This window comes from Paenibacillus sp. N3/727 (assembly GCF_022637315.1).
In the GTDB taxonomy this organism is placed as follows: Bacteria; Bacillota; Bacilli; order Paenibacillales; family Paenibacillaceae; genus Paenibacillus_AQ; species Paenibacillus_AQ uliginis.
Genome location: NZ_CP093336.1, coordinates 5,570,096 through 5,582,925 on the forward strand (window position 1 = coordinate 5,570,096; position 12,830 = coordinate 5,582,925).

Sequence of the window (12,830 nt, forward strand, 5' to 3'; positions counted from 1 at the left end):
TTCCCTTCATACTCCAGTTAACTTAGGCTGCTCCTGCATCACAATCCGTTTTCTCGTCTCCGCAAACATTTTGCCGGGATTCATAATACCAGCCGGATCAATGGCATCCTTAATCCGTTTCATCATATCCAATCCGGCAGCGCCAACCTTCCACTCCAAGTACGGAGCTTTTACAATACCTACACCGTGTTCTCCCGTAATCGTACCGCCCAGCTCAATCGCTGCTTCAAATATCTCAGCAAAGGCTTGCTCTACTCTGTGAATTTCCTCGGGATTTCTCGCATCCGTCATAGCCGTCGGGTGAAGGTTTCCGTCCCCTGCATGGCCGAACGTACAAATCTGCACATCATATTTCTGAGCTATACGCTGAACTTCGAGCACCATATCGGCAATCTTGGAACGCGGAACGGTCGCATCCTCTAGGATCGTTGTCGGACGCAGACGGGACAAGGCGGCGAGCGCGCTGCGCCGGGCTTCCATAACTTTGGCCCCTTCTTCCTGCGAAGCCGCAATCTTCATCTGGGTAGCCCCTGATTCCAGGCAAATTTCTTCGATTCGTTTCAAATCACGTTCCACGTCTTCCTCACTGCCGTCCTGCTCAATCGCCAGCATCGCCTTTGCGTGCACTGGAAGACCAATCTTCGCAAAATCCTCCACGACCTGAAGCGTCGGCTGATCCATAAATTCCAATGTGCACGGAAAAATATGATTGGCAATAATGTTCGATACTGTACGTGCCGCTGCATAAATGTCATCGTACATGGCGACCATTGCACGCCGATACGGCGGCTTCGGAATCAGCTTTACCGTTGCTTCTGTCAAAATAGCCAGTGTGCCTCCCGATCCGACCAGTAGACGGGTCAAATCGTATCCAGCCGCGTCTTTCACCAGCTTGCCACCCGTGCGCATAATACTTCCATCCGGCAGAACCGCTTCGAGTCCAAGTACATAATCCTTAGTTGTACCGTATTTAAGTCCCCGTAGTCCGCCTGCTCCAAGTGCAATGTTTCCACCCATCGTACAAATGATCATGCTGCTTGGATCCGGTGGATAAAATAGTCCAGCACGCTCCACTGTTTGATGAAATTGCTTCGTATTCAGCCCTGTCTGAAAGGTTGCGGTCAGGTTATCCGCATCAATCTCAAGCAGCTTGTTCATCCGGGTCATCACAATAATGAGCCCGCCTTGAAGCGGTACGGTTCCCCCGCACAGATTGCTTCCGGCCCCTCGTCCGACAATCGGAATTCCGTTCGCAGCACATATTTTTACTATATCGGAAACCTCTTGGGTGCTCCCTGGAAAAACAACACCATCCGGCATAGACTGATAAAGCGGTGTAGCATCGTAGCTGTAAGAAACAAGGCTTTCCGCGTCGTCTTTCAGCCATTTCTCTCCCACGACCGCAGCCAATTGTTCCCGTAAATGTGGCTTAAGCACAGTTCTTCATCCTCTCTTTCGTGGTACTTTCCTGATCCCTTCGGAATCCTCTATGGCAATGCCAATTTCCCCATGACTGTAGGACGTTCCGCACCTGTTGCCGCAGGCAAATTATTCGGAATGCCATGCATGAAATCGTTACCCAGCAGTGCAAAAATGACGGCTTCTTTCGCATCATCATGAAAGCCAAGCTGTGCCGAGGTCAACACCTTCTGCTCCGGCAGCAGCGCGGAAAGCATCCGCAACAGCTCTGAATTATGAGCCCCGCCGCCACTAACAATCACCTCATGAATTTTACAAACCGGAAACACATATTTCTGGTAACTGTCTGCTATCGAATGAGCGGTAAATGCTGTCGCCGTTGCAATGATGTCCTCATCCGAAAGGCTCCGCTCCTTGGCCTTAACCAAGAACCAAGAAGCATAGTCCTTACCGAACAATTCCCTACCTGTGGACTTGGGAGGCGTCATATGAAAATAAGGGTGTGACATCATTTCCGCAAGAAGACCATCGTCGACTCTCCCCTGTGCTGCCCACCGTCCTTCTTCATCGTAAGACAGACGGCCCCCAGACAAGACATAAACGACTTCATCCATAACCATATTGCCCGGTCCCGTGTCGAACGCGAGCACTTCTGTGGGACCTGCACCACCCGGAATTGCCGAGCAATTCCCGATTCCGCCGATATTTTGAAGCAGACGCCCTTTGTGCTCATCCCGAAACAGAATAAAATCACCGTATGGAACAAGAGGTGCGCCTTGTCCACCGACGGCCATGTCCGCAGGCCTGAAATCGCCCACAACCATTGTTCCGGTGTGCTTGGCTATAACCGATATATCACCGATTTGCAGTGTAGAAGGAACAGAATAATGATCTCCACTCTCTCCGACTGGAATATGCCACACCGTTTGACCGTGCGAGCTAATCAAATGAACGTCATCCATTTGAAGCTTGGCTTCAGAGACGGCTTGAAGAACTGCTTCACCGAACAGACTTCCCAAATAAGCATTCATGCTGCATATCGAAGCGCTGCTGGAATGCTCCACACTGCACAGTGCCTTCAGTTTCTCTCTGGTTAAAGCATCGTACGGTGTACTTGCGTAATGAATAAGTTCCACCTGTGACTGCAATCCGCTTCCGGTAATCCGGACAACGGCCGCATCTATGCCATCTAGTGAAGTTCCCGACATAAGTCCGACTACGATTACCGGAAGATCCTTTTCCCAACCGGATATGACCATGGCTTGCCCCTCCTTCAACTTTCAAATGACGTAAAAATAACGGCCAACGTTATATCAAAAATCAAAATTCGACAAATAAATGATATCGCTTTCAAAAAGTTAGATTGTGTTTATTATAAAATGTATGAAATAATATTTCAATTCATTATTACATTTTTAAAATTTTATTTTACATCACTATGATTTTCTCCTATACTGAAATGGAAAGCGAAGTGATTAGCGATGGATATTTTTTTAGGTGTTGACGGAGGCGGTACTAAAACGGAAGCGGCCGCCATAGACAGCCATGGTAAAGTATTATCCCGATACTCGGGAAGCTCCACCAATCCGTATGTCGTCACTTTTGATGGTGCCATGCAGGAGCTTTCGAATGTTCTTAACCGTGTGGTAGAGCCTTTATCCTTATCCTTGTCTGATGCAGCAATCAAAGGTATATGTCTGGGTATGTCGGGTGTAAGTACGTCGGAAGAAAAGGATAACGTCATTTCCTTTCTCCGATCTTATCAGCAGCAGCATAACTACTCATTTCCCATATCGATCACAACCGAGGCAGAAATATCATTAATGGCTTCACTGGAACGGGAGTATGGCATTTTGGTCATTTCAGGAACCGGATCCAATACATATGGAATTACCCAAAAAGGTAAGCGCTACCGCGTCGGTGGCTGGGGCCATATTCTCGGCGACGAAGGCAGCGGCTACCAGATCGGTCTTCTTGCCCTGAAGACGGTAATCAAGAGTCTTGAAGGTATGCTGCCGGCTACGTTGATGTCCCAGCGTATTACGGATGCTTATAACTTCGGACATATTTCAGAACTGAAATCCTATGTCTATCAGTCTTCTATTGGAAGAAATGACATTGCTGCTTTTGCCCGCTATTGCGTGGAGGCTGCGAAGGACGGAGATGATCTGGCCCAAGGCATTTTGAGGGATCAAGCGGTGGAACTTGCGGAAACCACGACGGCCTTGATCGGGCGGGACTCAGAGCTTACAGAGACCGAGGTCGTCTGTACTGGCTCTATATTCAACCATTCCGCTATTTTCCGTGATGCCTTTCGTGAAACTCTGTTAAGGCGCTTCCCCGGCTTGTCTTTCATGGAAGGAAAAAATGATCTTACACCGGCAGATGGTGCAGCTTTATTAGCCAGAAAGCTATACTCAGAAAAAGTTTGAGGAACTGTGGGCTTTCGTCCTCCGCTGCTCAGACATGTAAGTCACAATCTCCGTAATCAAAAACAGGCCGCAGGACTAGCCGATGAAGGCTGCCACTGCGGTCTTTTGTTTATTTATCACGGATACTGATATGCCTGAAACCGCATGTGGTCAACCGTCGTCATGCAATGCCACACCGCACGTTGACGAGGCCTCCGCCAAGCTCTAACCTCCCCTGTTGTCTGATCAACTTTTGTGATTTAAATATAAGGTGAATTTTGTACACGCTCCATCGATTCACCTTTCAAAATCGCACCGGTTACTAACAACTTTGTCACTTCGATCTAACAATTTCGAGATAAACGCAAAAAAAGCTTTGCCGCTTCCTTAGGAAGGACAAAGCTTTTATTCCATCTTAGTAAATACGATATAACCAACTACACTCCAGCTCCGTTAATGGCAAGAATAATCGCCGTCAGACCAAAACACAGATTCAGTAAGCACAGAAAAATGAGTGTCTGCTTCTGGTTCAGTCCTGTCGCAAGCAGCCGGTAATGTGCCTGAGACGCGTCCGCTTGGTAGATCGGTTTGGACTCACGCAATCTACGGATGACCACAATAATGTTGTCGAATATGGGTACACCCAGAGCGAAGATCGGAACGAACAGTGAGGCAAGCGTAGCACCCTTAAAAGCTCCGTCCAAAGCGATAATGCCGAGAATAAAGCCAAGGAACGTCGCCCCCGCATCACCCATAAACACTCTGGCCGGTGGTTTGTTATATCGCAAATACGCTAGAGCCGCACCCACCAGTATGACGGCAAGCAGTGCCGAATCCCCTCTTCCCAGCGTCAAGGCGACCACGAACAAGGTTCCTCCCGAGATAGCCGAGAGCCCGCCAGCCAAACCGTCGATGCCATCCGAAAAATTGATAACGGTGGTAACGCCGAAAATCCACAGAATTGTAAGCACAAGCTGCAGCCATTCCGGCAAATTGATGTACTGGCCGTTGAACGGATTGTTAAATCCCTCAAATGCAATACCGGAACTATACACGATAATTGCTGCGCACACCTGAACAATCAACTTCGGCAGTGAAGCCAGCTCCTTGCCATTGGTTTTATACCAATCATCCACAAGGCCGATCCCTAATATTAGTATACTGCCGAGAAAAATCCCGACGGCTTCTTTCGTAATTGAGCCTATGAACACAAAATATGTAATAAAAAATCCAAGGAAAATCGCTATACCTGCGGTAAGCGGAATAGGTTCACGGTGAATTTTACGTTCACTGTCGGGCCTTGGCTTATCAACAAAGTCGATTTTGACGGCAAGCTTGCGAAACGGCGGAATTAGTATAAGCACTAGTAGTATAGAAACGACAAACGCTGATATATAGAGCATGACTTCCTCCTATGAATTGTTGAAATATGGAGAACATTGCAACCACAGTATATGACTTTCTGCGAAATCTAGCAATATAGCACCAGGTACTAGAGTGAAAATAATATGAAGATAGCTTCAAAGAAAACAAAAAGAAAGAGGGCAATATCTGCCCCCATCCGAACTTGCTTATGATTTGCTCTTGTTCACCGCAAGTCCGATGATCATAACGATAAGTGCCAGCAAAGCAATCAACTGATCGATTGTCATAGCCGCCCGCCTCCCTAATCAGGATGGCTCTTACGAGCGGCTTCTCTCTCCCATCAAACTGCCTTACTTACCTTTCCCCATTAGCAATATATGAGCGGTGCACAGACGATATGATCTATAAGCCTACAAAAAAACTGTCCCCCCGAAAATACACTGGAGGGACAGTCACATTTTCACATTTATGTTAAGAAGGTTACGACTATTCAGTTACGATGTCATGTACCAACACAGGAGCTTCTGCGTGATCCGAGATACGGATGTTTGCATACAGCTTTTCTTTTACATCGTCCACGTTTTCACGGTTGGCGTGAATCGTCACCAAGGAATCACCTTTTTTCACAGTGTCACCAATCTTCTTGTTCAGCATCAGGCCAACAGCCAGATCGATTTCAGATTCCTTCGTTGCCCGGCCTGCTCCGAGCAGCATAGCAGCTGTTCCGATTTCATCGGCAACGAGCTCAGCGACCATACCGTCTTCAAGTGCAGGAAGATCGATTTTGTACTTCGCTTGTGGCAGCTTTTCAGGGTTATCCACAACGGAGGCGTCTCCACCCTGGTTTGCGATGAACTCCTTGAATTTCTCAAGAGCCTTACCGTTACGCATAACTTCCTTCAGCTTCTCTTCGGCTTCTTCCAGTGATTCTGCTTTGTTCGCCAGGAATACCATTTGTCTTCCCAGTGCAAGACACAACTCTTCCAGATCCTTCGGTCCTTCGCCTCGAAGTGTATCGATAGCTTCCTGCACCTCCAGAGAGTTACCGATAGCTACTCCAAGCGGCTGGCTCATATCAGAAATGACCGCCATCGTCTTACGACCAACATTGTTACCGATGCTAACCATCGCATGTGCCAGTTCCCTCGCATCTTCCACCGTTTTCATAAATGCACCTGCACCAGTCTTTACGTCAAGTACAATAGCATCGGATCCAGCTGCAATCTTCTTACTCATGATAGAGCTTGCAATCAACGGAATGGAATCAACGGTCGCGGTAACATCGCGCAGTGCGTACAACTTTTTGTCAGCAGGAGTCAGGTTACCCGTCTGACCGATAACAGCAATTTTATGTTTATTAACGAGATTAACAAACTCATCTTTGCTAATCTCCACATGGAAGCCTTTAATGGATTCCAGTTTATCAATCGTTCCGCCGGTGTGGCCTAGACCACGTCCAGACATTTTTGCTACAGGAATATCAAGAGCAGCTACGAGAGGTGCCAGCACGAGTGTCGTCGTATCGCCTACGCCGCCAGTAGAGTGTTTATCGACCTTGATGCCTTCAATCGCAGACAGGTCGATCGTCTCACCAGAGTTCACCATAGCCATCGTCAAATCTGCACGCTCACGGTCTGTCATATCTTTGAAAAAGATAGCCATACCCATCGCGCTGACCTGATAATCAGGAATTTCTCCCTTGGTGTATCCGTCGATAAAGAAATTGATTTCTTCTGTTGTCAGTTCCTTGCCGTCGCGCTTCTTCGCAATCAAATCAACCATTCTCATCGTACATTCTCCTCACTGTTCGCGTTGATATTCTCTATAAAATAAGTAGAAAATTTCAGTAATCTTTGGCATATTAAAGCGAAATTGCTGTATCCAAAGCCACTTCCATCATGTCATTAAAGGTCGTTTGACGCTCTTCCGATGTCGTTTCTTCCCCGGTCAGGAGATGATCGCTTACCGTCAGAATCGTCAGGGCATTTACACCTTTTCTCGCCGCAATTGTATACAAAGCCGTCGTCTCCATCTCTACACCTAGAACCCCGTGATCCATCAGTTTTTGAACAGCTGATTTGTCTTCACGATAAAACACGTCGGAAGTGAATACGTTGCCCACATGCATATTAAGACCCTTTTCAACGCCACGCTCGTAAGCTGCTTTCAACAGCGGGAAGCTCGCAATCGGTGAGAAATCGTAACCTTGGAAATGATGGCGGTTCATTCCTGAATCCGTACAAGCAGCCTGTGCCAAAATGACATCACGAACACGTACATTTTGCTGCATTGCGCCGCAGGTACCGACACGGAACAGATTTTTCACACCATATTCGGAGATAAGCTCATTGACATAGATACCGATCGAAGGCACACCCATGCCTGACCCTTGTACGGATACACGCTTTCCTTTGTACGTTCCTGTGAAGCCAAGCATACCGCGTACTTCGTTGTAACAGGTAACGTCCTCCAAGTAAGTCTCAGCAATGAATTTCGCCCGCAGCGGATCTCCAGGCAGCAGTATGGATTCAGCAATATCTCCCGGTTTCGCTCCAATATGTGTACTCATGTTCCATTCCTCCACATTCTGATATTATTTGAGATCATTTAAAAAGCTCGTACCATACTCAGGTTTTGTTACACCAAAGTTGTCGGCTACAGTAGCTCCGATATCCGCAAACGTCTTACGGAGTGGCAGTTCCTTCCCTTCAGCAAAGCGTGGGGAATATATGAGCAGTGGCACATATTCACGAGTATGGTCCGTTCCTTTATAAGTAGGATCATTACCATGATCCGCTGTGATAATCAACAGATCATCATCCGTCATTTTGTCGAACACCTCAGGCAGACGTACATCATACTCTTCCAGAGCCTGACCGTAGCCTTTCGGATCGCGGCGATGTCCGTAGACAGCATCGAAGTCAACAAGATTCACGAAGCTGAGACCATTAAAAGGTTTATCCATGGTAGCCACCAGTTTGTCCATGCCGTCCATGTTAGAGACGGTTCTGATGCCCTCGGTAATTCCTTCTCCATCATAAATATCGGAGATTTTCCCAAGTGCAATTACATCAAATCCAGCGTCTTTCAGCTCATTCATCGTTGTACGCCCAAATGGCTTAAGCGCATAATCATGACGGTTGGCCGTCCGCTTGAACTGGCCAACTTCCCCTACGAATGGGCGGGCGATAATACGTCCTAACATATAAGGGTCCTCCAGCGTAATTTCACGGCAGAACTCACAAATCTCATACAATTCCTTCAAAGGTACAACCTCTTCATGTGCTGCAATCTGCAGTACAGAATCTGCAGAGGTATACACAATGAGTGCACCTGTCTTTACATGCTCCTCGCCGAGCTCTTCAATAATTTCCGTACCGCTGGCCGGTTTATTGCCGATCACCTTCCGCCCTGTCTTTTCTTCGATGCGGGTAATCAGCTCATCCGGGAAGCCGTCCGGGAACACCCGGAACGGCGTATCAATGTACAGACCCATGATCTCCCAGTGTCCAGTCATGGTGTCTTTACCGTTGGAAGTTTCCTGCATTTTGGTAAAGTAAGCACGCGGTTTCTCAGCTACAGGCACACCTTCAATTTCACGGATATTGGACAGACCAAGCGCTGACATATTCGGCATGTTCAGACCACCGCACTCGCGAGCGATATGTCCCAGCGTATCGGAACCTACATCATCAAAAGCAGCCGCGTCCGGCGCTTCGCCAATACCTACCGAGTCCAATACGATCAAGTGAATCCGTTTAAATTGCTCCATGTCCATATTCCCCCATTTCAGATTACGATCAAGTTTCTTCTATAATCAATATCATTCGCTTTTTACAGAAACAATCCTGCAATGGTTGCGGACAACACGCTTACCAAGGTTGCGCCATACAACAGCTTTAATCCAAAACGGGCAACCACATTCCCTTGTTTCTCATTCAATCCCTTTACCGCACCGGCAATAATACCGATTGAGGAGAAGTTCGCGAAGGATACGAGGAACACGGAGACGATACCGATAGTACGCTCTGACATATCTTTAAAGTTGGCCAGATCCAGCATTGCCACAAACTCGTTAGATACGAGCTTCGTAGCCATGATGCTGCCGGCATCAACGGCTTCTTTCCAAGGTACACCCATAACAAAAGCAAACGGAGCAAACACAAATCCCAACATTTCCTGGAAAGATATGCCAAAGATAGCGTCGAATACGCCGTTAATCATGGCGATCAAAGCTACAAAACCAAGAAGCATCGCAGCAACCGTAATGGCTACCTTGAATCCGTCCATAATGTATTCACCGAGCATCTCGAAGAAGGACTGCTTCTCATCTTCTTGTACCTCAAGAATATCCTCTTCTTTAGGCACGGTGTAAGGATTCACGATGGAAGCAATAATGAATCCACCGAACAGGTTGAGTACAAGCGCGGTTACAACATATCTCGGTTCAATCATCGTCATATATGCTCCAACAATGGACATCGAAACTGTAGACATCGCGGAGGCACACAAGGTGTACATCCGGTGCTTCGGAATAAGGGCTATCTGTTTCTTAACGGAAATGAATACCTCCGATTGTCCCAAAATCGCAGATGCCACAGCGTTATAGGATTCGAGCTTACCCATACCGTTAACTTTACTCAATACGATACCAATATATTTCACAATGATCGGCAGCACCTTGATGTATTGCAATATACCGATCAATGCCGAAATGAATACGATCGGAAGCAGCACGTTAAGGAAGAATGGACCCGCTCCTTCATTGGCTATACCGCCGAACACGAAATTAATACCTTCTCCTGCATAACCGAGCAGAGCTTCAAAAGTATTGGCAATACCTTTGACCAGGTATTCACCGATGCTGGTATTCAGCAGCGCAAATCCTAAAATTAACTGCAGCACAATCATGACAGCCAGTGGACGGTAACGGATGTTACGCTTGTCATTACTAATCAGAAACGCCATTCCGAATACGACAAGCAGCCCCAATATCGCGATTAAATATTTCATGAGATGTTCCCCCGTTGATGAGCATTTTGAAATTCTAAGTTGTTGAAAATTATAGTGATTATTTTCATTAAGCGCTTACATTATTGGGATACAGTGATTGTGCCTAGCCCATGGATTATTTTTTATCCATATCTTCCGCTTGGAATGCTCCTGGCAACAGCTGGGACATACTCCACTCTTCCGTGTTCCCGTGAAGATTAGTTAAATAAATTTTAGTGTCACTATCGCAAAACTCGGCAAGCACCTGACGACAGGCGCCGCACGGGGATACCGGTCCTTCAGTATCGGCTACGACGGCAATCGCATCAATCTTGCGATTTCCTTCGGATACCGCTTTAAATATAGCGGTGCGCTCCGCGCAGTTGGTGAGACCGTAGGATGCATTCTCAACATTGCATCCACGGTACACCTTCCCGCCTGTTTGGATCGCAGCACCGACCTGAAACCCGGAATAAGGAACATATGCCTGCTTCCTAGCTTCGATCGCTTCCTGAATCAACTCTTCTTTCATGAGTTAGTCCTCCTTCATCGGCAGGGATATGTTTAATAAGATGATGTATCTTGTCCGCCTTCCATGATCTTCACACCTGAACTTGCACCGATTCGGCTAGCTCCGGCTTCAATCATGCTGTTCATATCTTCGAGGCTGCGTACACCGCCGGAAGCTTTCACACCGACTTTATCGCCAACCGTCTTGCGCATAAGCGCTACATCAACTGCTGTTGCTCCGCCTGTGGAAAAACCAGTAGACGTTTTAACATAATCAGCACCTGCTTTAACAGCCAGCTCACAAGCGCGAACCTTTTCTTCATCCGTCAAAAGGCATGCCTCAATGATGACCTTGACCAAAGCTTTACCATTAGCAGCATCAACAACAGCCTTGATATCATTCAATACCAGCTCATCATTGTTTTCTTTCAGCGCGCCAACATTAATTACAGTGTCCACTTCATCTGCACCGTTTGCGATAGCATCTTTTGCTTCAAAAGCTTTAACAGCCGGAGTATTAGCTCCAAGAGGGAATCCAATTACGGTACAAACTTTAACATTCGTGCCTGCAAGCTGTTCTGCTGAATAGGCAACCCATGCCGGATTTACACAAACGGAAGCAAAATTATATTTCTTCGCCTCTTCGGTCAGTTTCGTAATATCCTCTTTCACAGCATCCGCTTTCAGAAGCGTATGATCTATCATTCCTGCTATACTCATCTGTTTGACACTCCTTATTTATCATTAATAAAAGCGTTCTCAAACACCTTAAAATCTCTGAACGGCTCCATCATATCATAGCTATGAACATATGTAAAACAACAATTGAAATTATGTTCATGGGGTTTTGTGGCAATGATATATATCATTTTTTACTTGTTTACTTGTTATCATTCATGAATTTATTGGGAACCAAAAATCCTCCTTATATTAAGGTCTATACCCTGCTCCTTTGCTCCATTTCAGATACAATCAACACAAAAAAGCACCTCTATCTAGGATAGAGGTGCTCTGTTATTAATACCGTCCTTATTAACCTAATAACGCCTGTGCCGTAAATTGATCAATTACCAAAATGTTAGCATATCTTCCAATGAGGGCTGCCTTTATCGCATCAATCTTCTGCTGGCCTCCCGCAACAAGAATGGATTTGTCTTTGTGCCGGAGATCCTCCAGCTCGATACCAATGGTCCGGTTGTTAATCACCTCACTGCATATGTTTCCTTGAGCATCAAAAAACCGGGAACAGATATCTCCAGCGCCCGTGCTTTGCAGCAGCTTTTGCTCTTTCTCGCTAAGATAGCCCAACCGGAACAGAAGCGCATCCTCTTGTACCGTTCCCACTGTAAAGACGGCAATGTTCGCCTGTTTGCCCAATTGGATGATTCGCTGGATATGCCGATCTTCCTCCACCATCTGTTTCACCTCAATGCTGTCAAAGATGACCGGCAGCGGCAAATACCTAGCAATCGTATGATAGGCATCTGCAAACAGATTGACGGTTTCCGCCGCATACGTATTTACATGGGAGTGGCTTACGCCTCCCTTAAGCTGTACAACCTCAACACCTCTTACCTGCTTTTGCTGAAGCTCCAAGGCTACGGAATACATGGTTGTTCCCCACGTTACTCCGATGATATCGGCATCCTGCACCGTTTCATGCAAGTATTCGGCTGTTTTTTTACTGATATGCTTCTGTATTTCCCGGTATTCATTCAGCGGACTATAACAGACCAGCACCTGATCCAGCTTGTAACGCTGCTTCACTTGCTCACCGAGCGCATCCAAATCTTCAAGTGGATCAACGATGCTGATCCGGACATAACCCTGTTCCTTGGCATGCTGAAGCAATCGGGAGACCGTTGGACGGGACACGCCAAGCCTTGTGGCAATATCCTGTTGGCTGAAATCCGAGAGATAGTAAAGTCTTGAAGCTTCTATGCTTAGTCGTTGCTTATCTTGATCCATACCATCCAACCTACTTTATATATTTAATCATTAACGGGATTGGTATATGTTCCGCTCACCGTCATTACCTCAATCAAATCCATAAGGACTCGCCGTAGACGCTTGCCTAAGCACAAAACCCCTAGGCTCTGCCCTGTGCTGATTATACACTATAGGCTCCGTAAA

At 46.7% G+C, this 12,830-nt stretch carries 11 protein-coding genes; 1 reads left to right on the forward strand and 10 read right to left on the reverse strand.

Translation table 11 applies throughout. The features are described 5' to 3' along the window. Positions 1-6: 6 nt before the first annotated feature. Both MNQ98_RS26020 and MNQ98_RS26025 read right to left on the reverse strand, forming a co-directional pair. Positions 7-1,437 carry an FAD-binding oxidoreductase gene (locus MNQ98_RS26020; protein ID WP_241930799.1) on the reverse strand — a complete coding sequence of 477 codons (1,431 nt, stop codon included), beginning with the start codon at positions 1,435-1,437 and terminating at the stop codon, positions 7-9. 50 nt (positions 1,438-1,487) lie between these two features. After that, complete coding sequence (locus MNQ98_RS26025) at positions 1,488-2,678, reverse strand: anhydro-N-acetylmuramic acid kinase (protein ID WP_241930800.1); 1,191 nt, start codon at positions 2,676-2,678, stop codon at positions 1,488-1,490. Between the two features lie 222 nt (positions 2,679-2,900). On the opposite strand from MNQ98_RS26025, the gene MNQ98_RS26030 reads away from it, so the two are divergent. Continuing rightward, the gene (locus MNQ98_RS26030) at positions 2,901-3,851 is read left to right on the forward strand and encodes a BadF/BadG/BcrA/BcrD ATPase family protein (RefSeq protein WP_241930801.1); all 951 of its coding nucleotides are present in this window, start codon (positions 2,901-2,903) and stop codon (positions 3,849-3,851) included. A gap of 416 nt (positions 3,852-4,267) precedes the next feature. Here the strand turns inward: MNQ98_RS26030 and MNQ98_RS26035 are convergent, their stop codons facing one another. The 8 genes from MNQ98_RS26035 to MNQ98_RS26070 form a co-directional block, all read right to left on the reverse strand. Further along, positions 4,268-5,233 (reverse strand): MraY family glycosyltransferase, encoded by a 966-nt coding sequence (locus tag MNQ98_RS26035; protein WP_241930802.1) that lies wholly within the window; start codon positions 5,231-5,233, stop codon positions 4,268-4,270. Positions 5,234-5,681: 448 nt separating this feature from the next. Then, complete coding sequence (locus tag MNQ98_RS26040) at positions 5,682-6,983, reverse strand: pyrimidine-nucleoside phosphorylase (protein WP_241930803.1); 1,302 nt, start codon at positions 6,981-6,983, stop codon at positions 5,682-5,684. A gap of 73 nt (positions 6,984-7,056) precedes the next feature. Then, positions 7,057-7,764 carry a purine-nucleoside phosphorylase gene (gene deoD, locus MNQ98_RS26045; RefSeq protein ID WP_208917710.1) on the reverse strand — a complete coding sequence of 236 codons (708 nt, stop codon included), beginning with the start codon at positions 7,762-7,764 and terminating at the stop codon, positions 7,057-7,059. A 24-nt stretch (positions 7,765-7,788) separates the two neighbouring features. After that, positions 7,789-8,967, reverse strand: a complete 1,179-nt coding sequence (deoB, locus tag MNQ98_RS26050) for a phosphopentomutase (RefSeq protein ID WP_241930804.1) — start codon at positions 8,965-8,967, stop codon at positions 7,789-7,791. Between the two features lie 62 nt (positions 8,968-9,029). Beyond that, a complete protein-coding gene (locus tag MNQ98_RS26055; RefSeq protein ID WP_241930805.1) occupies positions 9,030-10,208 on the reverse strand; it encodes a NupC/NupG family nucleoside CNT transporter in 1,179 nt (392 codons plus the stop codon). A 115-nt stretch (positions 10,209-10,323) separates the two neighbouring features. After that, entirely contained in the window at positions 10,324-10,719 is a 396-nt protein-coding gene (locus tag MNQ98_RS26060; protein ID WP_241930806.1) for a cytidine deaminase, read from the reverse strand. A 32-nt stretch (positions 10,720-10,751) separates the two neighbouring features. Next, positions 10,752-11,417 (reverse strand): deoxyribose-phosphate aldolase, encoded by a 666-nt coding sequence (gene deoC / locus MNQ98_RS26065; RefSeq protein WP_208917706.1) that lies wholly within the window; start codon positions 11,415-11,417, stop codon positions 10,752-10,754. 312 nt (positions 11,418-11,729) lie between these two features. Next, positions 11,730-12,665, reverse strand: a complete 936-nt coding sequence (locus MNQ98_RS26070; protein ID WP_241930807.1) for a DNA-binding transcriptional repressor DeoR — start codon at positions 12,663-12,665, stop codon at positions 11,730-11,732. Between the last annotated feature and the right edge of the window lie 165 nt (positions 12,666-12,830).